The 26,904-nt window shown below is 49.8% G+C and carries 27 protein-coding genes; 18 read left to right on the forward strand and 9 right to left on the reverse strand.

The annotated features are described in order from the left end of the window. The first annotated feature begins 82 nt into the window (after positions 1-82). The 3 genes from D9741_RS18220 to D9741_RS18230 are packed head-to-tail and all read left to right on the forward strand — an operon-like array spanning position 83 to position 4,544. Positions 83-1,315, forward strand: a complete 1,233-nt coding sequence (locus D9741_RS18220) for an ABC transporter substrate-binding protein (protein ID WP_130215276.1) — start codon at positions 83-85, stop codon at positions 1,313-1,315. Beyond that, complete coding sequence (locus D9741_RS18225) at positions 1,312-3,279, forward strand: ATP-binding protein (protein WP_130215274.1); 1,968 nt, start codon at positions 1,312-1,314, stop codon at positions 3,277-3,279. Before D9741_RS18220 ends, D9741_RS18225 begins: the two co-directional genes overlap by 4 nt. A 2-nt stretch (positions 3,280-3,281) precedes the next feature. After that, positions 3,282-4,544, forward strand: coding sequence for a sigma-54 dependent transcriptional regulator (locus tag D9741_RS18230; RefSeq protein ID WP_130215272.1), 1,263 nt, complete (start codon positions 3,282-3,284; stop codon positions 4,542-4,544). Between the two features lie 81 nt (positions 4,545-4,625). Here D9741_RS18230 and rpmE read toward each other — a convergent pair whose 3' ends face one another. Beyond that, entirely contained in the window at positions 4,626-4,838 is a 213-nt protein-coding gene (gene rpmE / locus D9741_RS18235; RefSeq protein WP_000710769.1) for a 50S ribosomal protein L31, read from the reverse strand. Positions 4,839-5,041: 203 nt separating this feature from the next. On the opposite strand from rpmE, the gene priA reads away from it, so the two are divergent. The 9 genes from priA to D9741_RS18280 all read left to right on the forward strand — a co-directional run bounded on the left by priA (position 5,042) and on the right by D9741_RS18280 (position 14,490). Then, a complete protein-coding gene (gene priA / locus D9741_RS18240) occupies positions 5,042-7,240 on the forward strand; it encodes a primosomal protein N' (RefSeq protein ID WP_130215270.1) in 2,199 nt (732 codons plus the stop codon). Positions 7,241-7,395: 155 nt separating this feature from the next. Beyond that, on the forward strand, positions 7,396-8,421 hold the full coding sequence (gene cytR, locus D9741_RS18245) for a DNA-binding transcriptional regulator CytR (RefSeq protein ID WP_130215268.1): 1,026 nt from the start codon (positions 7,396-7,398) through the stop codon (positions 8,419-8,421). A gap of 91 nt (positions 8,422-8,512) precedes the next feature. Next, positions 8,513-9,472 carry a cell division protein FtsN gene (gene ftsN / locus D9741_RS18250; protein WP_130215266.1) on the forward strand — a complete coding sequence of 320 codons (960 nt, stop codon included), beginning with the start codon at positions 8,513-8,515 and terminating at the stop codon, positions 9,470-9,472. A gap of 92 nt (positions 9,473-9,564) precedes the next feature. After that, positions 9,565-10,095 carry an ATP-dependent protease subunit HslV gene (gene hslV, locus D9741_RS18255; protein WP_000208242.1) on the forward strand — a complete coding sequence of 177 codons (531 nt, stop codon included), beginning with the start codon at positions 9,565-9,567 and terminating at the stop codon, positions 10,093-10,095. Between the two features lie 9 nt (positions 10,096-10,104). Then, a complete protein-coding gene (gene hslU / locus D9741_RS18260; RefSeq protein WP_001293348.1) occupies positions 10,105-11,436 on the forward strand; it encodes an HslU--HslV peptidase ATPase subunit in 1,332 nt (443 codons plus the stop codon). A 66-nt stretch (positions 11,437-11,502) separates the two neighbouring features. Then, positions 11,503-12,429: a 1,4-dihydroxy-2-naphthoate polyprenyltransferase gene (menA, locus tag D9741_RS18265; protein WP_130206608.1), complete on the forward strand. Its 927-nt coding sequence runs from the start codon at positions 11,503-11,505 to the stop codon at positions 12,427-12,429. 92 nt (positions 12,430-12,521) lie between these two features. Continuing rightward, positions 12,522-13,007 (forward strand): ribonuclease E activity regulator RraA, encoded by a 486-nt coding sequence (gene rraA / locus D9741_RS18270; protein WP_000872908.1) that lies wholly within the window; start codon positions 12,522-12,524, stop codon positions 13,005-13,007. Between the two features lie 59 nt (positions 13,008-13,066). Next, complete coding sequence (locus D9741_RS18275) at positions 13,067-13,741, forward strand: hypothetical protein (RefSeq protein ID WP_130215264.1); 675 nt, start codon at positions 13,067-13,069, stop codon at positions 13,739-13,741. A 122-nt stretch (positions 13,742-13,863) separates the two neighbouring features. After that, positions 13,864-14,490, forward strand: coding sequence for a hypothetical protein (locus D9741_RS18280; RefSeq protein WP_130215339.1), 627 nt, complete (start codon positions 13,864-13,866; stop codon positions 14,488-14,490). A 39-nt stretch (positions 14,491-14,529) separates the two neighbouring features. On the opposite strand, the gene zapB is transcribed toward D9741_RS18280, so the two are convergent. After that, complete coding sequence (zapB, locus tag D9741_RS18285; RefSeq protein WP_001296623.1) at positions 14,530-14,775, reverse strand: septal ring assembly protein ZapB; 246 nt, start codon at positions 14,773-14,775, stop codon at positions 14,530-14,532. Between the two features lie 424 nt (positions 14,776-15,199). On the opposite strand from zapB, the gene glpF reads away from it, so the two are divergent. The 4 genes from glpF to fpr all read left to right on the forward strand — a co-directional run bounded on the left by glpF (position 15,200) and on the right by fpr (position 19,628). Next, positions 15,200-16,045, forward strand: a complete 846-nt coding sequence (gene glpF, locus D9741_RS18290; RefSeq protein ID WP_130206614.1) for a glycerol uptake facilitator protein GlpF — start codon at positions 15,200-15,202, stop codon at positions 16,043-16,045. A gap of 22 nt (positions 16,046-16,067) precedes the next feature. After that, positions 16,068-17,576 (forward strand): glycerol kinase GlpK, encoded by a 1,509-nt coding sequence (glpK, locus tag D9741_RS18295; RefSeq protein ID WP_130215262.1) that lies wholly within the window; start codon positions 16,068-16,070, stop codon positions 17,574-17,576. Between the two features lie 198 nt (positions 17,577-17,774). Next, entirely contained in the window at positions 17,775-18,785 is a 1,011-nt protein-coding gene (gene glpX, locus D9741_RS18300) for a class II fructose-bisphosphatase (protein WP_130206618.1), read from the forward strand. Positions 18,786-18,881: 96 nt separating this feature from the next. Beyond that, the gene (gene fpr, locus D9741_RS18305) at positions 18,882-19,628 is read left to right on the forward strand and encodes a ferredoxin--NADP(+) reductase (RefSeq protein ID WP_130215260.1); all 747 of its coding nucleotides are present in this window, start codon (positions 18,882-18,884) and stop codon (positions 19,626-19,628) included. Positions 19,629-19,632: 4 nt separating this feature from the next. Here fpr and uspD read toward each other — a convergent pair whose 3' ends face one another. The 3 genes from uspD to D9741_RS18320 form a co-directional block, all read right to left on the reverse strand. Further along, the gene (gene uspD / locus D9741_RS18310; RefSeq protein WP_130215258.1) at positions 19,633-20,061 is read right to left on the reverse strand and encodes a universal stress protein UspD; all 429 of its coding nucleotides are present in this window, start codon (positions 20,059-20,061) and stop codon (positions 19,633-19,635) included. 26 nt (positions 20,062-20,087) lie between these two features. After that, entirely contained in the window at positions 20,088-20,387 is a 300-nt protein-coding gene (locus D9741_RS18315) for a DUF406 domain-containing protein (protein ID WP_032204720.1), read from the reverse strand. A gap of 211 nt (positions 20,388-20,598) precedes the next feature. Beyond that, positions 20,599-21,039, reverse strand: a complete 441-nt coding sequence (locus D9741_RS18320) for a DUF805 domain-containing protein (protein ID WP_064530283.1) — start codon at positions 21,037-21,039, stop codon at positions 20,599-20,601. Positions 21,040-21,139: 100 nt separating this feature from the next. Here D9741_RS18320 and D9741_RS18325 point away from each other — a divergent pair, with 100 nt between their 5' ends. Continuing rightward, entirely contained in the window at positions 21,140-21,739 is a 600-nt protein-coding gene (locus D9741_RS18325; RefSeq protein WP_130206624.1) for a YiiQ family protein, read from the forward strand. Between the two features lie 107 nt (positions 21,740-21,846). Beyond that, complete coding sequence (gene tpiA, locus D9741_RS18330; RefSeq protein WP_130206626.1) at positions 21,847-22,614, forward strand: triose-phosphate isomerase; 768 nt, start codon at positions 21,847-21,849, stop codon at positions 22,612-22,614. 58 nt (positions 22,615-22,672) lie between these two features. On the opposite strand, the gene cdh is transcribed toward tpiA, so the two are convergent. The 4 genes from cdh to fieF all read right to left on the reverse strand — a co-directional run bounded on the left by cdh (position 22,673) and on the right by fieF (position 26,878). Then, positions 22,673-23,428 carry a CDP-diacylglycerol diphosphatase gene (gene cdh / locus D9741_RS18335; RefSeq protein ID WP_130215256.1) on the reverse strand — a complete coding sequence of 252 codons (756 nt, stop codon included), beginning with the start codon at positions 23,426-23,428 and terminating at the stop codon, positions 22,673-22,675. Positions 23,429-23,532: 104 nt separating this feature from the next. After that, a complete protein-coding gene (sbp, locus tag D9741_RS18340; RefSeq protein ID WP_130215254.1) occupies positions 23,533-24,522 on the reverse strand; it encodes a sulfate/thiosulfate ABC transporter substrate-binding protein Sbp in 990 nt (329 codons plus the stop codon). 310 nt (positions 24,523-24,832) lie between these two features. Next, complete coding sequence (gene pfkA / locus D9741_RS18345) at positions 24,833-25,795, reverse strand: 6-phosphofructokinase (RefSeq protein WP_032185626.1); 963 nt, start codon at positions 25,793-25,795, stop codon at positions 24,833-24,835. A gap of 180 nt (positions 25,796-25,975) precedes the next feature. Then, entirely contained in the window at positions 25,976-26,878 is a 903-nt protein-coding gene (gene fieF, locus D9741_RS18350; protein WP_064530279.1) for a CDF family cation-efflux transporter FieF, read from the reverse strand. Between the last annotated feature and the right edge of the window lie 26 nt (positions 26,879-26,904).

Genomic DNA, 26,904 nt, shown 5'->3' on the forward strand with positions numbered 1-26,904 from the left:
AAGTTCGTTGCTTATGTTAACTAATGGATAACAACATGGATTACAGCCCAGGAATTTATCTCTTATTAATGGGATTTTTGACATGATTCGCATTATACAAAGAGCGCTAATCTGTTGGATTTTATATATCAGCGTTGCCTCAGCGCATGAATTAATGATTGCTACAACGCTTTCTTCGGAAGCGACAGAGCACATTATCAGTCAATGGCAAAAGCAACCACAGGCAACCAAAATCCGTACGCTCAACCGAACCAGCGCATCTATTGAGCGCCTGCTGGAAAATCCATTGGGTGAAAATATTGATCTGGTACTGAGTTCATCCCCTATGTTGCTACAGCGGTTACAAAGTAAAAATCTGCTTCAGCCATTTAATAATCAAATAGAAACAAGTAGAAAGTTAGTACCGGAATCCATTCGTTCAACCACCGTTGCTGTTGCCATATCGGGCTACGGCATTCTTATCAATGTGGCGCATCTGGAAGACAAAAAAGAGCCTGTGCCAACGTCATGGCAGGAATTAAGTAAGTCGCGTTATCAAGGAACGCTATTAATGAGCAGTCCTTCTCGTTCAGATACTACTCATCTGATGATTGAAGATCTTCTGCAACAACAAGGATGGAGTAGCGGTTGGAGTAGACTACTGAAAATAGGCGGTAATCTCGCCACCATTTCATCACGTAGCTTCGGCGTAGCAAATAAGATCAGTACAGGACTGGGGGACGCTGGTCCGGTAATCGACAATTACGCTAACGTACTGCTTAATAATTCAACTTTACGTTTCAGCTATTTCCCCAACTCGCGCGCAGCGCCTATGTTTATTGCCATTACAGAAGGCAGTAATCATCCACAAGAGGCGGGACGTTTTATTGATTTCTTGTTGAGTCAGGAAGGCCAGCAAGCACTGAGCGATTCTGATTCAGGGAAGTATCCGGTATATCCTCTGCCCTCCGGCACTCCACTCGCTGACCAACAAATGCGGTTATTTGCATCTCCTTCGCTTGATTACCCGTTGATCATGCAACGCCAAAAGCTCGTGCAATTGTTATTTGATTATGCGATTACTTTTCGCCTTACCGAGCTTCAGAAAAGTTGGAAAGCATTATATGCCGCAGAACATCGGCTTAAGCGGACATTGCCAGAGGTACGCGCACTATTAACCGCGGTTCCCGTTACTCCGCAACAGTCTGTTAATCCTACATATCTACAGCAATTCGAACTGCAATCAGGTTTTCGTGAAGCCCAGATTATGGCATGGCAGCAGTTTTTCCTGCAGCAGCAGCAATTAGTGAATACGCAACTTGAGTCATTAAAGTGAAACAACTACATACTATCGGTACGAGCTTGCGTCTCGCCTTTGTTTTTAGTGCCGTTCTTACGCTATTCGTTAGTGTAGTTAGCCTTTATTCCTGGCATGAACAAAATTCCCAGGTTCGCTACGCACTTGACGATTATTTCCCACGAATTCAGGCTTCATTTCTTTTTGAAGAAAACCTTACGGCATTGGTAAATGAATTCAATGAGCTACAACAGACAACCAACACCGATAGCCGCCTTCAGGTAAGAGAGCAAATTGAACAACGGCTACAAAAAATTCAGTCGATTAATCCCCATCTTGATTCAGTACATCAAAGTGCGCTTAACCAACAGGTCGCCAGTAGTCGCAAATTGCTGAGTAATCTCGATAAAGCATTAAATGAACATAATAAGGAAAACGGAAAACTCGACGTTATATCGTCAAGAGTCAACTGGTTGCATGACGATTTCAATAATGAACTCAACTCCCTGACTCAGGATTTAAGTTGGCAACAATCATCATTGCTCAATCAACTCAGCCAACGGAAAGATCTTCACGAAAACCAGGGGTTGCAAAATGCACTGCAATCTATTCAAAACGAGTTACAGCTCGTTTTCGAACTCTCACATATAGAAACTGAAATCGTCAGTACCTTAAAGGAGATGCTTAACACGCATAACAATGATACCGAGTCGTTAAGACAACATATTCAATACCTGGATTTTTTGAAGCATCGCATTGACGAAAATGTGCGGTCTTTAGCTTCTTATTCCAGCACTATTACATTACACCAGACAGTTTATTCCCTGTGGGAACTGGGTACACAGCAAAATTATCTACCCGGAACTCTGGCCGCCTGGCAGCAAGCTCAACAGACCCTTATGAATATTATCAGGGATAAAGAGCGTGTTTTTACGCAAATACGCGGCCAATTAGAAACGCAACTGGGTAATAGCCATCAACAGCTACAAACTTTCAATCTGCGATTAGAAAAAATAATGCAAATCAGTGGACTACTGATTTTTGCCGCTATGGTTACGGCCTTACTGTTCGTTATTCTGGTGAATTATTTCTACATTCGACCAAGGATGATCCGCCGTTTTCGCTTACTGAATGATGCCGTCGTCAAATTAAGTAACGGTGAACTCGATGCAGATATTCCAGTCTCCGGCAATGATGAGCTTGGTAGAATTGCCAACCTACTCCGCCAGACGATAGAGAAAATTAATCAACAGCAACGTCAACTGGGGCAGGAAATCTGTGATCGAATCGCGACAGAAAAAAATCTGCGAACCGCACAAAGTGAATTGATCCAAACCGCCAAACTGGCCGTAGTTGGGCAGACAATGACAACACTGGCACATGAAATCAATCAACCGCTTAATGCATTATCTATGTACCTGTTCAGCGCCAATCGCGCTATAGAGCAACAAGACACTGGTTTGGCGAAAAACTATATCATTACGATGCGATCGCTGGTTGAGCGCATGGATAATATCGTTAAACGACTGCGAAACTTCGCCCGCCGACGCGATAGTGAACTCGTAGGTGGAGCAATTAATTTACAGCAGGTAATTTATTCATCCTGGGAGCTTCTGGCATTAAAACATCGACCACTGAAAGCATCTCTTCACTACCCGGATAATTTTCCTGCCGTTTATGGCGACGATGTTTTGATTCAACAAGTTTTAGTTAATTTATTTACGAATGCCCTGGAAGCCAGTCAGGAAAAACCGCCCACAATAACCATTAACTTTGAAGAAGAAGACACCACGTTAACGCTCTATATTGCTGATAATGGAAAAGGCTGGCCAGTGCTTCTGGCTGATCGACTATTAACACCGTTTACGACTGACAAAGCTGTAGGTTTAGGTATTGGTCTTTCGATTAGTCATTCTATTATGCGTCAGTGCCAGGGAGAGCTATATATTGCGTCTACCCTCGACCGCCATGCGTTGGTTATTCTATGTTTCAGGAAACTTTAAGCATGACAGATACAACTCCAACAATACTGCTCATTGATGACGACAATGATGTTCTGCAAGCCTACAGTTCTCTCTTACAGCAAGAGGGCTATGCCGTATGTACCTGTAGCAACCCTTCAGAAGCGCTGCAATTGCTGCAAGATACCTGGGAAGGAATCGTGGTATGCGACGTTTGCATGCCGGATATTTCAGGCATTATGCTGCTGGAAAAAATAATGCTGATTGATCCTAATCTTCCCATTCTGATGATCACCGGCCACGGCGATGTCCCAATGGCCGTTGAAGCGGTAAAAAAAGGCGCGTGGGATTTCCTGCAAAAACCGATCAATCCGGAACAATTTTTATCGCTTATCGAGAAAGCGCTGGCAGAGCGTGAAGATTATCTGGAACAAAAAAAATGGCGGCGAGCGCAATTTAATCGGCACTTAATTGGTAACAGTGGCTGGGTTCGTCAGACGCGTCAGCAGCTTGAAACTCTGGCAGAAACCGATCTTCCCGTCTGTTTTTACGGCGAACCTGGAACCGGCAGAACATTAGCCGCCCATTATCTTCACCAATTTAGTTCTCGCAAGGAAAGGCCTTTAATTGAACGCACACTCAGCGCTAATAGTCAGCAACCACTGGAAGAATGGGTGGAAGAAGCAAAAGGTGGCACACTGTTATTAAAAGAACTTGAATATTTAACGCAAGAAAATCAGCGTCTCTTGATTCAACTCCAGGAACGCCCACAGGATCGATCGTTTCGTCTGATTGTTGTTAATCAAAGCCCTCTGGCTGCACTTGCCGCCACACAAAAAATTATTCCCGCATTGTATTTTCTTTTTTCACTTACCCACATCGAATGCCCACCGCTAAGTCAACGCCCGGGGGATATTGAGCCTATTTTTCACCATTATCTGACTCTCACCTGTAAACGATTAAATCGCCAACAACCGCTGCTGGGGAAAACGTTTTATAAGCGACTGATGGCGCGAACCTGGCCCGGTAATATCATTGAATTAATAAATGCAGCAGAATTGGTGGCTGTGGGTGTTTTAATGCTGGACGATTCAGTCAGTTTGCAGATGATGGATGCAGATCCAACACCACTTGATGAACGTGTAGAAAGCTATGAAAGACAAATAATTATTGATGCACTCAACTTCTTCCAGGGACGTATCAACGACGTTGCCGATTACTTTCAGATCCCCAGAAAAAAGCTGTATTTGCGCATGAAAAAATACGGTATTGATAAAATGGATTTTCGCGATGTAAAGGAAAGATAAAGATCCAATACGTTATCCTGCTAATGAAAGTTTTCAGGCACAAAAAAAGCGCCGTTCGGCGCTTTTTTCGGAAATCCGGTCTTATTTGCTGCCCGGGATGTTGAAACGCTTGTTGAAGCGGTCAACACGGCCACCGGTAGCAACATCACGCTGTTTGCCAGTGAAGAACGGGTGGCACTTGCTGCACACGTCGAGGTTCAGGTCATGACCAACGGTGGAGCGGATTTTCATTACGTTACCGCAAGAGCAGCTAGCAGTAATTTCTTCGTATTTCGGGTGAATATCTTTTTTCATGGGAAAACCTCGGTTTAAGGCCGCGTCGCTCTTCCAGCCCTAACGCCAGACACCACGCGATGTTTAAAGTATAGTTTCAATACGATCATTTCGTATCAAAGGCGCCGAATCATACAGAAATTAACCAGCGTATGCAAACTGATCCGCACTCCTCTACCGCAATGTGTATACTGTTCCACCGAATTTCAAGTCAGGATGATGCTATGCCCGTTGCCCACGTTGCCTTGCCCGTTCCGCTTCCCCGCACCTTTGACTATCTCCTGCCAGAAGGCATGACGGTTAAAGCCGGGTGTCGCGTGCGCGTGCCGTTTGGCAAACAGCAGGAGCGCATCGGGATTGTCGTGTCAGTTAGCGACGTCAGCGAGTTGCCGCTCAACGAACTGAAAACCGTAGTAGAAGTGCTGGACAGTGAACCCGTTTATTCCAGTTCCGTTTGGCGCTTACTGCTTTGGGCGGCGGATTACTATCATCATCCAATTGGCGATGTATTGTTTCATGCCTTGCCTATTTTACTGCGCCAGGGGCGGCCTGCAGCGAACGCGCCCATGTGGTACTGGTTTGCTACCGAACAAGGCCAGGCGGTGGATATCAACAGCCTGAAACGTTCGCCTAAGCAACAACAGGCGCTGGCGGCGTTGCGACAAGGGAAAATCTGGCGTGACCAGGTAGCGGAACTTGAATTTAACGATGCCGCACTACAGGCGCTGCGCAAAAAAGGTCTTTGCGAGCTGGCAAGCGAAACGCCGGAATTTAGCGACTGGCGAACGAACTATGCTGTTACTGGCGAACGTCTACGGCTGAATACCGAACAAGCCACCGCCGTTGGCGCAATTCATAGCGCGGCGGATACTTTTTCTGCCTGGCTGCTGGCGGGCGTTACCGGCTCCGGGAAAACGGAAGTTTATCTAAGCGTACTGGAAAACGTGCTCGCTCAGGGCAAGCAGGCGCTGGTGATGGTGCCGGAAATCGGCCTGACACCCCAAACGATCGCCCGTTTTCGTGAACGGTTTAATGCGCCAGTGGAAGTTCTGCATTCCGGCCTGAATGACAGTGAGCGCCTTTCGGCCTGGCTGAAAGCGAAAAATGGCGAGGCGGCGATTGTAATTGGCACCCGTTCCGCACTGTTTACACCGTTTAAAAATCTCGGTGTGATTGTTATCGATGAAGAGCACGACAGTTCCTACAAGCAGCAGGAAGGCTGGCGCTATCATGCCCGCGACCTGGCGGTATATCGCGCGCACAGCGAGCAAATACCGATAATTCTCGGCTCGGCAACACCCGCACTGGAAACGCTATGCAACGTGCAGCAGAAAAAATACCGCCTGCTGCGCCTGACACGTCGGGCGGGTAATGCGCGTCCGGCAATTCAACATGTACTGGATTTAAAAGGTCAGAAGGTGCAGGCGGGGCTGGCTCCGGCGTTAATCACCCGTATGCGCCAGCATTTGCAGGCCGATAACCAGGTCATTCTCTTTCTTAACCGCCGTGGTTTTGCGCCTGCACTGCTGTGCCACGACTGCGGCTGGATTGCCGAATGTCCACGTTGCGATCACTACTACACGTTGCATCAGGCGCAGCAGCATTTGCGCTGCCATCATTGCGACAGTCAGCGTCCAGTACCGCGCCAGTGTCCGTCCTGCGGCTCTACCCATCTGGTGCCGGTGGGTCTGGGAACAGAACAACTTGAACAGACGTTAGCGCCGCTTTTCCCTGGTGTAGCCATTTCACGTATCGACCGCGATACCACCAGCCGTAAAGGCGCGCTGGAGCAGCAACTGGCAGAAGTGCATCGCGGCGGCGCGCGAATTTTGATTGGCACGCAAATGCTGGCGAAAGGTCACCATTTCCCGGATGTAACGCTGGTTGCATTACTGGACGTGGACGGCGCGCTGTTTTCTGCCGATTTTCGCTCGGCGGAGCGTTTTGCCCAGCTATACACCCAGGTGGCAGGCCGTGCCGGACGCGCAGGTAAACAAGGCGAAGTGGTGCTGCAAACGCACCATCCGGAACATCCTCTCTTACAAACCTTGCTGTATAAAGGTTATGACGCTTTTGCGGAACAGGCGTTGGCCGAGCGGCGAATGATGCAACTGCCGCCGTGGACCAGCCATGTGATTGTGCGCGCGGAAGATCATAACAATCAGCACGCGCCGCTGTTCCTGCAACAGTTGCGAAATCTCATCCTCTCCAGTCCGCTGGCGGATGACAAACTGTGGGTTCTCGGCCCGGTTCCGGCACTGGCACCCAAACGTGGCGGTCGCTGGCGCTGGCAGATCCTGCTACAACACCCTTCCCGCGTGCGTTTACAGCACATCATTAACGGTACGCTGGCGCTTATTAATACAATACCAGATTCACGAAAAGTGAAATGGGTGCTGGATGTCGATCCTATTGAGGGTTAAACCGCTAACGATGCGAGGCGGATCGAAAAATTAAATATTCATCACACTTTTCATGAAAATTCTGTAACCGTTTTCACGCGCTATCTGCTAAAAATGTTGCCGATATGAAGTAAACACGGATGTAGTACGCCTGACGTGCCAGGCGAGGAGTGAGTGTGAAAGTGAAGAAGCAGGAAACTGCCGCAACCATGAAAGACGTTGCCCTGAAGGCAAAAGTCTCTACAGCGACCGTCTCCCGAGCATTAATGAATCCAGATAAAGTCTCCCAGGCCACCCGTAATCGGGTTGAAAAAGCGGCCCGGGAAGTGGGTTATTTTCCGCAGCCACTGGGGCGTAACGCTAAGCGTAATGAATCCCGAACGATTCTGGTGATTGTCCCGGATATCTGCGACCCCTTCTTTAGCGAAATTATTCGCGGTATCGAAGTCACGGCGGCAAGTCATGGATATCTGGTACTGATTGGCGACTGCGCACACCAAAATCAGCAGGAAAAGACCTTTATCGACTTGATCATCACCAAACAAATTGATGGCATGTTGCTGCTGGGTTCAAGGCTGCCGTTTGATGCAAGCATAGAGGAACAACGTAATCTGCCGCCGATGGTGATGGCGAACGAATTCGCACCAGAGCTGGAACTGCCTACGGTTCATATCGACAACCTGACCGCTGCCTTTGATGCCGTAAATTATCTGTATGAACAAGGGCATAAACTGATTGGCTGTATTGCCGGCCCCGAAGAGATGCCATTGTGTCACTACCGTCTACAAGGCTACGTTCAGGCACTGCGTCGCTGCGGTATTATGGTTGATCCGCAATATATCGCCCGGGGTGACTTCACCTTCGAAGCCGGAAGTAAAGCCATGCAACAGCTGCTCGACCTTCCGCAACCGCCAACTGCCGTCTTCTGTCATAGCGATGTAATGGCGCTCGGCGCACTTTCTCAGGCGAAACGCCAGGGGCTGAAAGTCCCTGACGACCTTTCCATAATCGGTTTTGACAACATCGACCTGACACAATTTTGCGATCCGCCGCTGACAACCATTGCACAGCCGCGCTACGAAATTGGTCGGGAAGCTATGCTGTTACTGCTTGATCAAATGCAGGGGCAAACGGTCGGAAGCGGCTCACGTTTAATGGACTGCGAGCTTATTATCCGGGGATCGACGCGCACGTTATCTTAAAGTAAACCTTTAAGGCTTCCGTGACTGGTCAAAGGCCCGCCGCTTAAGTAACATGGCGGGCTGACGAACGAATAAATACAGCGAAACGATAGTGGCACAACGAGATTATGTACGCCGCAGCCAACCGGCACCTTCGCGGCGAAAAAAGAGCACCTCACGGAAAAAGCAACGAAATATGCCTGCGGTTTCTCCCGCAATGGTCGCTATTGCTGCAGCCGTTCTTGTGACCTTTATCGGGGGTCTGTACTTCATTACGCACCACAAGAAAGAAGAGTCTGAGACGCTGCAAAGCCAGAAAGTGACCGGAAACGGACTACCTCCGAAACCGGAAGAACGTTGGCGCTACATTAAAGAGCTGGAAAGTCGCCAGCCGGGCGTGCGTGCGCCAACAGAACCGTCTGCTGGCGGCGAAGTGAAAACGCCGGATCAGCTGACTCCGGAGCAGCGCCAGCTTCTTGAACAAATGCAGGCTGATATGCGTCAGCAACCAACGCAGCTTGCCGAAGTCCCGTGGAATGAGCAGACGCCGGAACAGCGCCAGCAAACGCTGCAACGCCAGCGTCAGGCGCAGCAGTTAGCGGAACAGCAACGTCTGGCTCAGCAGTCGCGTACGACCGAGCAAAGCTGGCAGCAACAGACGCGTACGTCGCAAGCCGCGCCGGTACAGGCGCAACCGCGCCAGTCTAAACCGGCTTCTACCCAGCAACCGTACCAGGATCTGCTGCAAACGCCTGCGCATACAACCTCGCAGCCGAAGCCACAGCAGGCCGCACCAGTAGCACGCGCGGCTGAAGCGCCAAAACCAACAGCGGAGAAGAAAGATGAACGTCGCTGGATGGTTCAGTGCGGTTCATTTAAAGGTGCTGAACAGGCTGAGACTGTACGTGCGCAGTTGGCTTTCGAAGGCTTTGACTCGAAAATTACCACCAACAATGGCTGGAATCGTGTGGTCATCGGGCCGGTGAAAGGCAAAGAGAACGCTGACAACACCCTCAATCGTTTGAAGATGGCAGGCCATACAAACTGCATTCGGCTCGCCACCGGGGGTTGAAACCCTCAAAATCTCCCCCATCTATACTTGCATTATGCCCCGCACAATTGTGCGGGGCTTGAATTCTGTATTCCTAACCAAGGGGTCTGCTCGTGACAACTATAGTAAGCGTACGCCGTAATGGCCACGTAGTAATCGCCGGTGATGGTCAGGCCACACTGGGTAACACCGTAATGAAAGGCAACGTTAAAAAAGTTCGCCGCCTGTATAACGATAAAGTGATCGCAGGCTTTGCCGGCGGCACGGCGGATGCCTTCACGTTGTTCGAACTGTTTGAACGTAAACTGGAAATGCATCAGGGCCATCTGGTTAAAGCGGCAGTTGAGCTGGCAAAAGACTGGCGTACCGATCGCATGTTGCGCAAACTTGAAGCATTGTTGGCGGTCGCGGACGAAACTGCATCGCTGATCATCACCGGTAACGGTGACGTGGTACAGCCAGAAAACGATCTTATTGCTATCGGCTCCGGCGGCCCTTACGCCCAGGCTGCGGCACGCGCTCTGTTAGAAAACACAGAACTTAGCGCCCGTGAAATTGCTGAAAAGGCGTTGGATATTGCAGGCGATATTTGCATCTATACCAACCATTTCCATACCATCGAAGAATTAAGCTACAAAGCGTAAGGATCTCCCATGTCTGAAATGACCCCACGCGAAATCGTCAGCGAACTTGATAAGCACATTATCGGCCAGGATAACGCTAAGCGTTCCGTGGCGATTGCACTGCGTAACCGCTGGCGCCGCATGCAGCTCAACGAAGAGTTGCGCCATGAAGTGACCCCGAAAAACATTCTGATGATCGGCCCGACCGGCGTCGGTAAAACTGAAATCGCCCGTCGTCTGGCTAAACTGGCGAACGCGCCGTTCATCAAAGTTGAAGCAACCAAATTCACCGAAGTCGGTTATGTAGGTAAAGAAGTCGATTCTATTATCCGCGACCTGACCGATGCCGCAGTGAAAATGGTGCGTGTACAAGCTATCGAGAAAAACCGTTATCGCGCTGAAGAACTGGCAGAAGAACGTATTCTCGACGTGCTGATCCCACCGGCTAAAAACAACTGGGGACAGACCGAGCAGCAGCAGGAACCTTCCGCTGCCCGTCAGGCATTCCGCAAAAAACTGCGTGAAGGCCAACTCGATGACAAAGAAATCGAGATCGATCTTGCCGCAGCACCGATGGGCGTTGAAATTATGGCGCCTCCGGGAATGGAAGAGATGACCAGTCAGTTGCAGTCTATGTTCCAGAACCTGGGCGGTCAGAAGCAAAAAGCGCGTAAGCTGAAAATCAAAGACGCCATGAAGCTGCTGATTGAAGAAGAAGCGGCGAAACTGGTAAATCCGGAAGAATTGAAGCAAGACGCTATCGACGCCGTAGAACAGCACGGGATCGTGTTCATCGACGAAATCGACAAAATCTGTAAGCGCGGCGAATCCTCCGGCCCGGATGTTTCTCGTGAAGGCGTTCAGCGTGACCTGCTGCCGCTGGTAGAAGGTTGTACTGTTTCCACCAAACACGGGATGGTCAAAACAGACCACATTCTGTTCATCGCTTCTGGCGCATTCCAGGTTGCGAAACCGTCTGACCTGATCCCAGAACTGCAAGGTCGTCTGCCGATCCGCGTTGAGCTGCAGGCCCTGACCACCAGCGACTTTGAGCGTATTCTGACCGAGCCGAATGCCTCTATCACCGTGCAGTACAAAGCACTGATGGCGACCGAAGGCGTGAATATTGAGTTCACCGACTCCGGTATCAAACGCATTGCAGAAGCGGCATGGCAGGTAAACGAATCTACCGAAAACATCGGTGCGCGTCGTTTACATACCGTTCTGGAGCGTTTGATGGAAGAGATTTCCTACGACGCCAGCGATTTAAGCGGTCAAACCATCACTATTGACGCAGATTATGTGAGCAAACATCTGGATGCGTTGGTGGCAGATGAAGATCTGAGCCGTTTTATCCTATAATCGCGTTCAATCATTTTCATCATTGTTTGATGGGGCTGAAAGGCCCCATTTTTATTGGCGCGTATTATGACTGAACAACAAATTAGCCGAACTCAGGCGTGGCTGGAAAGTTTACGACCTAAAACCCTCCCCCTCGCCTTTGCTGCAATTATCGTCGGGACGGCGCTGGCATGGTGGCAAGGTCACTTCGATCCGCTGGTCGCTCTGCTGGCACTCATTACCGCCGGGCTATTACAGATCCTCTCTAACCTCGCCAATGACTACGGTGATGCCGTCAAAGGTAGCGACAAACCTGACCGCATTGGACCTCTGCGCGGCATGCAAAAAGGGGTCATTACCCAGCAAGAGATGAAACGGGCGCTCATTATTACCGTCGTGCTCATTTGCCTCTCTGGACTGGCGCTGGTCGCAGTGGCGTGTCATAACCTGGCTGATTTTGTCGGCTTCCTGATTCTTGGTGGGTTATCAATTATCGCCGCTATCACCTATACCGTGGGCAATCGCCCTTATGGTTATATCGGCCTGGGTGATATTTCCGTACTGGTTTTCTTTGGCTGGTTGAGCGTAATGGGCAGCTGGTATTTGCAGGCGCATACGCTGATTCCGGCGCTGATCCTTCCGGCAACGGCCTGTGGTCTGCTGGCAACGGCGGTGCTTAACATTAACAATCTGCGCGATATCAATAGCGACCGCGAGAATGGCAAAAACACACTGGTAGTGCGCTTAGGTGAAGTGAACGCCCGTCGTTACCATGCTTGCCTGCTGATGGGCTCGCTGGTGTGTCTGGCGCTGTTTAATCTCTTTTCACTGCATAGCCTGTGGGGTTGGCTGTTCCTGCTGGCAGCACCGTTGCTGGTGAAGCAAGCCCGTTATGTGATGCATGAAATGGACCCGGTGGCGATGCGTCCGATGCTGGAACGCACCGTCAAAGGAGCATTACTAACTAACCTGCTGTTTGTTTTGGGAATATTCTTAAGCCAGTGGGCTACATAACTGACAAATATCAATTAACAATTGATGATTTTGCCAACAACCCACATAGCGCGATATACTGAAAATTCTCGCAGCAACTGAATGTTAAGCCTATGAAATACGATACTTCCGAGCTTTGTGACATCTATCAAGAAGATGTCAACGTCGTGGAACCGCTGTTCTCCAACTTTGGTGGACGGGCGTCGTTTGGCGGACAAATCATCACGGTAAAATGTTTCGAGGACAACGGGTTGCTGTACGATCTGCTCGAACAGAATGGCCGTGGTCGTGTCCTTGTCGTCGATGGCGGTGGTTCTGTTCGTCGCGCACTGGTCGATGCTGAACTGGCGCGTCTGGCAGTACAAAATGAATGGGAAGGCCTGGTCATTTACGGCGCGGTGCGTCAGGTAGATGATCTGGAAGAACTGGACATCGGCATCCAGGCGATGGCGGCAATTCCGGTTGGTGCCGCTGGCGAAGGCATTGGCGAAAGCGATGTCCGCGTCAATTTTGGCGGCGTCACCTTCTTCTCCGGCGACCATCTCTATGCCGACAATACCGGGATTATTCTTTCTGAAGATCCGCTGGATATTGAATAACTCTCTGCCATGCGTTAAAAGGGGAATTAAATTCCCCTTTTTTATACATGGACGTATTCATGCAAAATATTATTCTTTTAATTTTATATTTATTTCTTATAGCCGTTAACCATTTCCGCTACAAATTCCTTTTATCTGGCAACACCGGTGAAATGATTTTATATTTTGCTAACGTATTTTTTAACCCACTTGCCCTATCATTTATTATCGCCACAATCATCTGCATAACGATAAAAAAAAGAAGCAGCCGCAGCTTTATTCGCGGTACTTGTTGGTTAATGGGATTATTTCTTATCTATAGCAGCTATACGGTGTGGGAACGACACAGCACATGGGATTATACTTTCTCGGGGCCAGGTATCACCGTCACGGTTCCGAGCAAACAGTGGGTTGCCAATATAGTAAAACAAGGACCAACCCTGGTGACTCGGGATGCCCATGCTATTTTAGCTATTGTTGCCTTCTCACAAAATGAACTCGGTGTACATTCAATCGAGGAACTTACCGCGACTCAAAACGGAACTGCAGAAATACATGTTTGTGATGTTCAGGGATTTGCCTGCGCTTATCAGGAAGGAGTGCAAACAATGAGTGATGGCAAAGTAAGACATGCTATTTTCATGACTCTACTGGATAACACTAATTTGATACAACTGGTCGCAGCCATCGACCCAGATTATTTGGACGAATATCAAGAAGAAGTAATGAAAATGATGCTTTCTGCCCGTCAATGATCTGATGTGCATGTTAATAATAAGGGATTGATATGAGATACGTTATCTTATTAATATTATGGATAATAACTGTTTTTCTTAGTCATCTTCAGCACAGTAACTTGCTTGCTGGAGATCCTGGCATGGTTGGCGAGTATTTCGGTTCAGTACTTCTGGGGCCGTTATTACTTCCCGTGCTGGTGTCGGGTATTCTGTGCACATTCGCTAAAAAAACGCGTAACTTCGCCAGTTTTACTCGCGGGTGCTGCTGGGTATTGGGAGTACTACTTTTATCCAACGTCGGCAATACGTTTCGTATGTTCACCCCGTGGCAATATACGTTTGAGAATGCCGCTATTTCCGTGACTGTCCCGAACCGACACTGGAATACGGTTTCCATTAGTACTGATAAAACCATTGATATAAGAAGTGAAGATAATAGCGTCTTTATTTCTGCTTTCCGCCTGCCCGCAGGGCGTAGCGCCGATGACTCGCTGGAAGAGTTAAAGAATATGCAGCGAGACAATCTCAAGGATCAATACAATGAAGAAACTTTCCAGTTTCATGACTGTAATGCCAAACATTTCACCTGCAAATATCAGGACGTGTTGATAAATTTTGATGGTCAGCAGAAGAGAACCATCAGTGTTTATCTTGAAGATACCCCCAGGGCTGTGGGGCTCATTGCATTAATGAAGCCAGATACGGCAGATAAATATCGCCAACAGGCGATGGAGATTATGCTGTCTGCTAAAAATGCACTGAAGTAAAAAAATAAGGCGCCTTGCGGCGCCTCTGCGTGGAAGAGATTAAACCTCTTCCATACGACCCAGCAGGGCCTGCAGACGTTCCTGCCAGCCGTTCTGCTGTTCTTTCAGATGGTTGTTCTCACGCTCCAGCTCTTCGCGCTGATGCTGGGCATTTTGAACTTCCTGCGACAGTGAGTTGTTTTTTTCTTTCAGCTCTTCGATTTCCATCTGCAACAGAGTGATGGTATCAATCGCCTGCTGTACTTTTGCTTCCAGTTTCTCAAACACTTCTAATGACATCGTCATACCTCTCCTGAATTGCAAGGCGTTGATGGATAAAAATCCTCGTCCCGATTACCGGTGACGCCTTAATAAATACGAGCGCATTTTAGTTAGCTCCGATTGTATGAAGCCGCGCCATCGCTGTCCAGCGGCACGCCTTGTAGATTACGGTTTGCCACACTTTTCATCCTTCTCCTGGTGACATAATCCACACCAATCGAAAATGTTAACAAAATTGTTGCGCGAATGTTCTAACAAACATGCATCATGTATAAACAGATGAAATAAATAGCGCGATAACGCTCATTTTATGACGAAGCACACACATTTTAAGTTCGATATTTCTCGTTTTCGCTCGTTAACGATAAGTTTACAGCATGCCTACAAGCATCGTGGAGGTCCGTGACTTTCACGCATACAACAAACATTAACTCTTCAGGATCCGATTATGAGTCAAACATCAACCTTGAAAGGCCAGTGCATTGCTGAATTCCTCGGTACCGGGTTGTTGATTTTTTTCGGTGTCGGTTGCGTTGCTGCACTTAAAGTCGCTGGCGCGTCTTTTGGTCAGTGGGAAATCAGTGTTATTTGGGGGCTGGGGGTGGCGATGGCCATCTATCTAACCGCAGGGGTTTCCGGCGCACATCTTAATCCAGCTGTCACCATTGCGTTGTGGCTGTTTGCCTGTTTCGACAAGCGCAAGGTTATTCCTTATATCGTTTCACAAGTCGCCGGAGCTTTCTGCGCTGCGGCATTAGTTTACGGGCTTTACTACAATTTATTCTTCGACTTCGAGCAGACCCATCATATTGTTCGCGGAAGCGTCGAAAGTGTTGATCTGGCGGGTACTTTCTCTACTTATCCTAATCCTCATATCAATTTTGTGCAGGCCTTCGCAGTTGAGATGGTGATTACCGCTATTCTGATGGGGCTGATCCTGGCGTTAACGGACGATGGTAACGGCGTACCGCGCGGCCCTTTGGCTCCCTTGCTGATTGGTCTACTGATTGCGGTCATTGGCGCATCTATGGGGCCATTAACGGGCTTTGCCATGAACCCAGCACGTGATATCGGTCCGAAAGCCTTTGCCTGGCTGGCGGGCTGGGGCAATGTCGCCTTTACCGGCGGCAGAGACATTCCTTACTTCCTGGTGCCGCTTTTTGGCCCTATCGTTGGCGCGATTGTAGGTGCATTCGCCTACCGCAAACTGATTGGCCGCCATTTGCCTTGCGATATCTGTGTTGTGGAAGAAAAGGAGATCACAACTCCTTCAGAACAAAAAGCTTCGCTGTAATGTGACTACGGGACAATTAAACATGACTGAAAAAAAATATATCGTTGCGCTCGACCAGGGCACCACCAGCTCCCGCGCGGTCGTGATGGATCACGATGCCAATATCATTAGCGTGTCACAGCGCGAATTTGAGCAAATTTACCCAAAACCAGGCTGGGTAGAACACGACCCAATGGAAATCTGGGCCACCCAAAGCTCCACACTGGTAGAAGTGCTGGCGAAAGCAGATATTAATTCCGATCAAATTGCAGCTATCGGTATTACGAACCAGCGTGAAACCACCATCGTCTGGGAAAAAGAAACCGGCAAGCCTATCTATAACGCTATTGTCTGGCAGTGCCGTCGTACCGCCGAGATCTGTGAGCATCTCAAGCGTGACGGCATGGAAGAGTACATTCGTAACAACACCGGTCTGGTGATTGACCCGTACTTCTCTGGCACCAAAGTGAAGTGGATCCTCGACCATGTGGAAGGTTCCCGCGAGCGTGCACGCCGTGGTGAACTGCTGTTTGGTACGGTTGATACCTGGCTTATCTGGAAAATGACTCAGGGCCGCGTTCACGTCACTGATTACACTAATGCGTCTCGTACCATGTTATTCAACATCCATACTCTGGACTGGGACGACAAAATGCTCGACGCGCTGGATATCCCGCGTGAGATGCTGCCAGAAGTACGTCGTTCTTCCGAAGTGTACGGTCAGACCAACATTGGCGGCAAAGGCGGCACGCGTATTCCGATCGCCGGGATTGCGGGCGACCAGCAAGCGGCACTCTTCGGCCAGTTGTGCGTGAAAGAAGGGATGGCGAAGAATACCTACGGTACCGGCTGCTTTATGCTGATGAACACCGGCGAGAAAGCGGTGAAATCAGAAAACGGTCTGCTGACCACCATCGCCTGCGGCCCGAGCGGAGAAGTAAACTATGCGCTGGAAGGTGCGGTGTTTATGGCGGGCGCATCCATTCAGTGGCTGCGCGATGAGATGAAGCTGATTAACGACGCCTACGATTCCGAATACTTTGCCAACAAAGTACAAAACACCAACGGTGTGTATGTGGTTCCGGCATTTACCGGGCTGGGTGCGCCCTACTGGGATCCGTATGCGCGCGGGGCCATTTTCGGCTTAACGCGTGGGGTGAACGCCAACCACATCATCCGTGCGACGCTGGAGTCTATTGCTTATCAGACGCGTGACGTACTGGAAGCGATGCAGGCCGACTCCGGTATTCGTCTGCACGCACTGCGCGTGGACGGCGGCGCGGTGGCGAATAACTTCCTGATGCAGTTCCAGTCCGATATTCTTGGTACCCGTGTTGAGCGCCCGGAAGTTCGAGAAGTGACTGCGTTGGGTGCGGCCTATCTTGCTGGTCTGGCGGTTGGCTTCTGGCAAAATCTCGACGAACTGCAAGAGAAAGCAGTGATTGAACGCGAGTTCCGTCCTGGCATCGAAACTACCGAGCGTAATTACCGTTACGCTGGCTGGAAAAAAGCGGTCAAACGCGCGATGGCCTGGGAAGAACACGACGAGTAATGTCAGGCACCTGAACCGATCGCCTGATGCTGATCGCCTGATGCGACGCTTACGCGTCTTATCAGGCCTACGAGCCGGATACATATCCGGCATGTCGCAGACTCTGAAATCGTGCGGGGGCAACCCCCGCACACATCAATAATCCGCTCCCTCCCCTGTGCTACACTTCGCGCCATTCCTTACTGCTTAGAGTTTGCTATGAGACGAGAACTTGCCATCGAATTTTCCCGCGTCACTGAATCTGCGGCGCTGGCTGGCTACAAATGGTTAGGACGCGGCGATAAAAATACCGCTGACGGCGCAGCGGTTAACGCCATGCGCATTATGCTCAACCAGGTCAACATTGACGGCACCATCGTCATTGGTGAAGGTGAAATCGACGAAGCACCGATGCTCTACATTGGTGAAAAAGTCGGTACTGGTCGCGGTGATGCAGTGGATATTGCTGTTGATCCGATTGAAGGCACGCGCATGACGGCGATGGGCCAGGCTAACGCGCTGGCGGTGCTGGCAGTAGGCGATAAAGGCTGCTTCCTCAACGCGCCAGATATGTATATGGAAAAGCTGATCGTCGGACCGGGAGCCAAGGGCGCCATTGACCTGAATCTGCCGTTGGCGGATAACCTGCGCAATGTTGCCGCTGCGCTCGGCAAACCATTGAGCGAACTGACGGTAACGATTCTGGCGAAACCGCGCCACGATGCCGTTATCGCAGAAATGCAGCAACTCGGCGTGCGCGTGTTTGCTATTCCGGATGGTGACGTTGCGGCCTCAATTCTCACCTGTATGCCAGACAGCGAAGTTGACGTGCTTTACGGCATTGGCGGCGCGCCGGAAGGCGTGGTTTCTGCGGCGGTGATTCGGGCGTTAGATGGCGATATGAATGGCCGTCTGCTGGCGCGTCATGATGTCAAAGGCGACAACGCAGAAAATCGCCGCATTGGTGAACAGGAACTGGCACGCTGCAAAGCAATGGGCATCGAAGCGGGTAAAGTGTTGCGTCTGGGCGATATGGCGCGCAGCGATAACGTCATCTTTTCCGCCACCGGTATCACCAAGGGCGATCTACTGGAAGGTATTAGCCGCAAAGGTAATATCGCCACCACCGAAACGCTGCTGATCCGCGGTAAGTCACGCACTATTCGTCGCATTCAGTCGATTCACTATCTGGATCGTAAAGACCCGGATATGCAGGTGCACATTCTCTGAGTGATTTGATCGATTGAGCCTTCCAGTCCTTCGGGACTGGAATTTTTTTGTTCGGAGAACGAAGATAAGGCAAGTCAATCAAAACAGGAGAAAAACATGGCTGATTGGGTAACAGGCAAAGTCACTAAAGTGCAGAACTGGACCGACGCCCTGTTTAGTCTCACCGTTCACGCTCCCGTGCTTCCGTTTACCGCCGGGCAATTCACTAAACTTGGCCTTGAAATTGGCGGCGAACGCGTCCAGCGCGCTTACTCCTACGTTAACTCGCCCGATAATCCCGATCTGGAGTTTTACCTGGTCACCGTCCCCGATGGCAAATTAAGCCCGCGACTGGCGGCGCTAAAACCGGGTGACGAAGTGCAAGTGGTTAGCGAGGCGGCTGGCTTCTTTGTACTGGATGAAGTGCCGGACTGCGAAACACTGTGGATGCTGGCAACCGGTACAGCGATTGGCCCTTATTTATCAATTCTGCAATTGGGCAAAGATTTAGATCGCTTCAAAAACCTGGTGCTGGTTCACGCCGCACGATATGCCGCCGACTTAAGCTATCTGCCGCTGATGCAAGAACTGGAAAAACGCTACGAAGGGAAACTGCGCATTCAGACGGTGGTCAGTCGGGAAACGGCTGCGGGTTCGCTCAGCGGGCGAATACCGGCGTTAATTGAAAGCGGTGAACTGGAAAACGCGGTTGGCCTGGCAATGGATAAAGAAACCAGTCATGTGATGCTCTGTGGTAATCCGCAAATGGTGCGCGATACGCAACAGCTGCTAAAAGAAACCCGGCAGATGACGAAACATTTACGTCGTCGACCGGGCCACATGACAGCGGAGCATTACTGGTAAGCGGTTACTTATCGATAAACGGCACGATGAGCAGGTCCGCATTCAACTTATTGATCATCCCGCGGTATGCCGGCATCAAACGGTTGATAAATGAGTGGTGATGACCACAGACAAGGAGGTCGCACTGCTCTTGTTGCAGAATTTCAAGCAGTGTTTCCGGCATTTCTCCGCGTTCAATACGCAGTTTGGTCTTCGGCCACTGAATATTTTTCGTCAGTTTATACAGCTTGTTATCCGAATTATCTTTCAACAGTTGAAGAATATCTTCTGTTGCAGGGAAGTAAATGCCCGGATACAACTCGCTTAAGCCATCATCAATATGAATCAATGTCAGGTGAGCGTCATTATGTCTGGCGAGATCCAGGGCTTTGTTCACCAGTAAGGCATCTTCTTCATTTCCGGAAATTGCCACGCCAATGTGTTTATAAGCCATGTTTAACTCCTTCTAAAGCGACTCCATCAAGCTAACGAACGCAGGGATAACTCAAAAATAATCATCTCGGCCTGGCATGAGAAGGTGAAGGCCGCATCAAGCTCAACTTGCCCCTCCAGATCCTTAATCTTATAGGCCACACTGGCCCCTTCATCCGCAGAGGATGCAGTGGCGGCAAGCTCTTTCAGTTTGGTCATAAAGGACTCTGCTTCTTCGCGGGTGGCAAAAAAGCGCGAAAACTTACTGGTACAGTTGTCGTTATCAATCACCGTACCGATATCAATCGCACATCCTTTAGTACTGCATTTATCTACGACATCTTTCATAGGGCACCTCTGTATATTCGCCTCTCTGTCGATTACGACTTAAGAATAATGCGCCGTTAAGAGAAGAACAAACAAGTAATGATCTTATGGATTACCATTTTTTTTGATATTGCTTAAGGTGAGGAAATGAGGAGGATTTTCCGGGCATTGTCATTTCCTGCGTGGAAATAACAATCCCGGAAAAAAATAGCAAGAAGAGATATATTAAAGGTTAATTACTTGATTTATTGTCGGCTTTATACTTCACATCCAGAGTATCTTTGCCAAATTTATTTTCGCCCTGCGTACCGACAAATGCGCCAAGATCAATAAGCATCATCACCAGAATCAACGTCGGGACAAAACGCCCCACCGTCCATTGCCAGACGCCCGGTAAAATCGCCCAATTACCCGCCAGCAGCATCCACGCTACAATCATTAAAAATGCCCATGCGCCGGAACGCCCGCGATCGTGCAGTCGTTTGACCGTTACTGCCGCGGTCGGCCAAAGTAAGCACACCAGGCAAAACGCGGCGGTCTGGATATCGAGTAAGTTTTTACCTGCCAGTGAGAAAAGCACCAGCATGCCAACGAACCAGAGGCCAATCCAAATCCAGAAATCACGGCGCCCAATACGCCCTTTAAACGAGAATAACCATTGCTGTATGGTCATGTAAGTTCCTTGATGGTTGTCTTTTCCAGGATTCTACCCTTTTGACAAGGGAGACAGATATCGTTTTAATCGGAGCCAGTCATAACAAAAGGTACTGTCGATGAAGCCAGGGTTTACGCTGTTTTTTCTCTTATGTTCTGCATCAGCCGTTAGCACAACGGTGCATGCACAAACACCAGGTACGGCGACCACTGCGCCCTATCTGCTTGCTGGCGCCCCTACCTTCGATCTCTCCATCAGCCAGTTTCGAGAAAACTTTAACAGCCAGAACCCCAACCTGCCACTGAACGAGTTTCGCGCCATCGACAGCAGCCCCGACAAAGCCAATCTGACTCGCGCCGCCAGTAAAATTAACGAGAACTTGTATGCCTCTACGGCGCTGGAGCGTGGCACTTTAAAAATCAAAAGCATTCAAATTACCTGGCTACCAATCCAGGGACCAGAGCAAAAAGCCGCCAAAGCAAAAGCTCATGAATACATGGCGGCGGTGATCCGCACACTCACCCCGCTGATGACCAAAACACAAAGCCAGAAAAAGCTACAGTCGCTCCTTACTGCGGGGAAAAACAAACGTTATTACACAGAGACAGAAGGCGCACTGCGCTATGTTGTCGCGGACAACGGCGAAAAGGGACTGACCTTCGCTGTTGAACCGATTAAGCTGGCGCTATCTGAATCGCTTGAAGGGTTGAATAAATGACAAAAAGCAAAGCCTTTCCAGTGATGAATCTCTATACTGTTTCACAGACCTGCTGCCCCGCGGGGCGGCCATCTTCCTTTATTCGCTTATAAGCGTGGAGAATTAAAATGCGACATCCTTTAGTGATGGGTAACTGGAAACTGAACGGCAGCCGCCACATGGTTCACGAGCTGGTTTCTAACCTGCGTAAAGAGCTGGCAGGCGTTGATGGCTGTGGCGTTGCAATCGCGCCACCAGAAATGTACATCGATATGGCGAAGCGTGAAGCTGAAGGCAGCCACATCATGCTGGGTGCGCAGAACGTGGACCTGAACCTGTCCGGCGCATTCACTGGTGAAACCTCTGCTGCTATGCTGAAAGACATCGGCGCACAGTACATCATCATCGGTCACTCTGAACGTCGTACTTACCACAAAGAGTCTGACGAACTGATCGCGAAAAAATTCGCGGTGCTGAAAGAGCAGGGTCTGACTCCGGTTCTGTGCATCGGTGAAACCGAAGCTGAAAACGAAGCGGGCAAAACTGAAGAAGTTTGCGCACGTCAGATCGACGCGGTACTGAAAACTCAGGGTGCTGCGGCATTCGAAGGTGCGGTAATCGCTTACGAACCAGTATGGGCAATCGGTACTGGCAAATCTGCAACTCCGGCGCAGGCACAGGCTGTTCACAAATTTATCCGTGACCACATCGCTAAAGTTGACGCTAACATCGCTGAACAAGTGATCATCCAGTACGGCGGTTCTGTAAACGCGTCTAACGCCGCAGAACTGTTCGCTCAGCCGGACATCGACGGCGCGCTGGTTGGCGGTGCTTCTCTGAAAGCTGACGCCTTCGCAGTGATCGTTAAAGCTGCAGAAGCGGCTAAACAGGCTTAAGTCTGACAGGTGCCGGATATCGCATCCGGCACTTAGCTTTCCTCAACAACTCCTCGCTTTAACGCAAAATCTCACACTGATGATCCTGAAGTTCCTCGGCTGAAGCACGATTCAGCGTCAGCAGATTGCGCTGCGTCGCCAGCAATACAAACGAGTTATCACTCTGTCGCACCATTGCCAGCGCGTAACTGCCCATATGTTCCCGTGCCTCTGGTACTTCTTCTGCCAGCATCATAAACGGACTCCGTTTTACCAGCTCGCTTTCAGTTACCCTACGTGCCAGGTATTCATGCCCACGCAGCCCACCGGGCAGCGGTAACCAACGGGTGCTGATATTCGCCAGATTATTATCCAGTTGTTCGCGCACATCAGGACGAATACAAGAGATATGGATATGAAAATGGTTTTGCGTGCGCCCGGTACGGGAGTTAATCGCCAGAGATACCGCGCGATCGGGGACTGGCTGGCCGTATTTTTTGCTCATAAAATCACGCGCCTGCCAGGCTAACCAGAAGAAATTAGGCGTTGAAGGATCGGTTAACAATGGACTTTCAGTGCCGTTAATACGATACGTTGGCATCAACAAATATTGCAGAGGACCGTTGAGGTCTTTTAAAACCACATATCCGGCATTGGGTTTGACTTCCGCACATGGCGAAGGGTTTTGGTTTTGCTGCTGGTTGGGTAAACATTGCTCAAGGGCAATCTGGCGCAACGTGTCCGACTCTTCACCGGTCAATTTCCAGTAACCAATGCCTGCAGCAGCAACAGCGATAACCATCATCGCTAAAAAAAGAAGACCTGCTTTTTTCATCTTTTTTTCCCTGTACCTCAAAGAGATGCAAGGGTAACGCAAAATCGTGACAAATAAAAAACCCGGTCGCGAGATGCCACCGGGTCTGATTGCCTTCAACAAAATTAACGTTTGCTGATTTGGTCAAACGTACCGCCGTTAGAGAAATGCTCTTTTTGCGCTTTCGTCCAGCCACCGAACTCTTCATCAATGGTGAATAACTTCAGCTTCGGAAAGGCATTTTCATATTTTTTCGCTACCTGAGGATCGCGTGGACGATAGTAGTTTTTAGCCGCAATCTCCTGGCCTTCTGGCGAGTAGAGATAGTTCAGGTAAGCTTCCGCCACCTCTTTAGTGCCTTTTTTCTCTACCACTTTATCGACAACTGACACCGTAGGCTCTGCGAGAATAGACTCGCTCGGCGTGACGATTTCGAATTTATCTTTCCCCAGTTCATTCGCCGCCAGCAGAGCTTCGTTTTCCCAGGCAATCAGCACGTCGCCAATGCCGCGCTCAACAAAGGTATTCGTTGAACCGCGCGCGCCGGAATCCAGTACTTCGACGTTTTTATACAACGACTGCACGAATTCCTGCGCTTTTGCCTGATCGTTGTTGTTGTGATGCAGGGCGTATCCCCAGGCTGCCAGGTAGTTCCAGCGTGCACCACCAGAACTTTTCGGGTTCGGGGTGATCACCGAAACACCTGGCTTAATCAAATCGTTCCAGTCGTGAATCTGCTTCGGATTCCCCTTACGCACCAGGAAGACAATGGTAGAAGTATAAGGTGCGGAGTTATCCGGCAGACGCTTGATCCACTCTTTATCGATACGACCACGTTCAGCAATGGCATCCACGTCATAGGCTAGCGCCAGCGTGACGACATCAGCTTCTATGCCATTGATTACCGACGTCGCCTGTTTACCCGAACCGCCGTGCGACTGGCGAATCACCACGTTATCGCCGGTTTGCTGTTTCCAGTGGGCGCTGAAGGCTTTGTTGTACTGCTCGTACAGTTCGCGCGTTGGATCATACGAAACGTTAAGAAGCTGAATATCCTTTGCCATAACGCTGGTCGCTGCCAGCAATAAAGTTAACCCTACGCCCCACTTGTTCATCGCCCGGCTCTCTTATGTTGTGTTGTGATGAACAAAGCGTGCCAGAAAGGGATTCAAACATTAAAGAATAAAAAAAGATTGGCTATAACTTGCGGGTATATATGGGGGAGTTAAAAAGGCGGAAGAAATCCGCCTCATATTGCTGGCAAAGTGCGCTGTGTTCATGCCGGATGCAGCTTATCCGGCCTACAAAAGCTTGCAAACTCAATAGATTGCAGAATTCATGTAGGCCTGATAAGCAAAGCGCATCTGGCATTTTTGCCTCTGTCATCGGTTTCAGGCTAAAGAAATCTGCCTTTTTCCGAAATCATTAATACAGTTTTTTCGCGCAGTCCAGCCAGTCACCTTTGAACGGACGCTTCATGTTTTCGATAGCATCGATGATGTCATGGTGAACCAGTTGTTCGTTCTGGATACCTACGCAACGACCACCGTAGCCTGCCAGCAGCAGATCGATAGCGTAAGCGCCCATACGGGAAGCCAGAATACGGTCGTAAGGTACCGGGGAACCACCACGCTGGATGTGGCCCAGCACAGTTGCGCGGGTTTCACGGCCAGTTTCTTTTTCGATGAAGTGTGCCAGCTCGTCGACGTCACACATATGTTCAGTGATCGCCACAATCGCGTGTTTTTTACCTTTCGCGATACCGGCTTTGATTTCGTTTACCAGATCGTCACGGCTGAATTCAACTTCCGGAACCACAACGAATTCACAGCCACCAGCAATAGCTGCAGCCAGAGTCAGATCGCCACAGTAGCGGCCCATCACTTCCACCACGGAAATACGTTGGTGAGAAGAAGAGGTGTCACGCAGACGGTCGATAGCTTCAACAACGGTGCTCAATGCCGTGAAGAAACCAATGGTGTAGTCAGTACCTTTGATGTCGTTGTCGATGGTGCCCGGCAGGCCGATGCACGGGAAGCCCATTTCGGTCAGACGCATTGCCCCCATGTAGGAACCGTCACCGCCGATAACCACCAGCGCGTCGATACCACGTTTTTTCAGGTTTTCGATAGCCACGGCGCGGATGTTCTCGTCGCGGAATTCCGGGAAGCGCGCAGAACCGAGGAATGTACCACCACGGTTGATCATGTCAGACACGCTGTAACGGTCTAGCTGTACCATACGGTCTTCATACAGACCCAGATAGCCGTCATAAATACCCATTACTTCCAGACCTTCTGTCAGCGCAGAACGAACAACCCCGCGAATTGCGGCGTTCATGCCTGGCGCATCACCGCCGCTTGTCAACACACCGATTTTCTTAATCATGACTACCTCTGAACTTTGGAATGCAAAATGAAATCTGTTGCCGGAAGTCTTCTTGCACATCGAAGTGATCCAACGAATGTACAAATAGTATAACAATCACTTCCTGCTGAATTGATTCAGGTCAGGCCAAATGGCGGTATTTTATACACAAAATGCGGGTCTGGCTCTCTTTTGTACGGATTATGAAAGCGTAGACCGTTTACTCTCCCTGGGTACGACGGAACAAGGATCTTGATGGATAATCACATCTGAACCCGGAAAACGCCGTAAAATAGCCTGCTCTACCTGATCCGCCACCATATGTGCCTGAACCAAAGGCAGAGAGTCTTCCATTTCCAAATGAATCTGAATAAAGCGGGTCGGCCCTGACTGCCGCGTGCGAAGATCGTGAGCGCCGCTAACTCCCGGCCAGGAAGTCACGATATCAATAATTTCCTGTCGTTCGCCATCGGGCAGCGCGCGATCCAATAATGACTGGACCGCCTCATACCCCATGCGTAACGCGCTATATAAAATATAGATGCCGATTCCCAAAGCAAACAGAGCATCAGCACGATGCCAGCCGTACCAGGACAATCCCAGCGCCAGCAAAATCGCGCCGTTCATCATAACATCAGACTGATAATGTAGCATATCTGCCCGCACTGCCTGGCTTTGCGTCCGGCGAACGACCCAACGCTGAAACGAGACAAGAATAATCGTACAAATTAGCGCCACAATAGTCACGATAACCCCAACACCCGGGTCTTTCATCGGTGTCGGAGAAACCAAATGCTGAATACCGGTCAAAAACAGGAACAGCGCGGAACCGGAGATAAACATGCTTTGCGCCAGCGCGGCGAGCGACTCAGCTTTGCCGTGACCAAAGGAGTGATTATCGTCGGCAGGTTGTAGTGAGTAACGCACGACCAATAAGTTAGTTAATGACGCGCCGATATCCACCAGCGAATCCACCAGCGCAGCGAGAATACTCACTGATCCGGTATACCACCATGCAAAAATTTTAATCAGTAATAACAGCGAAGCCATCGCCGTTGCAGCAATCGCCGCCCGACTAACCAGCTGCCCATAAGATTGATTCATAAATACTCCCGCTATCAACTGACGGT

It is taken from the genome of Escherichia sp. E14V7 (genome assembly GCF_004212225.1).
Classification (GTDB): Bacteria; Pseudomonadota; Gammaproteobacteria; order Enterobacterales; family Enterobacteriaceae; genus Escherichia.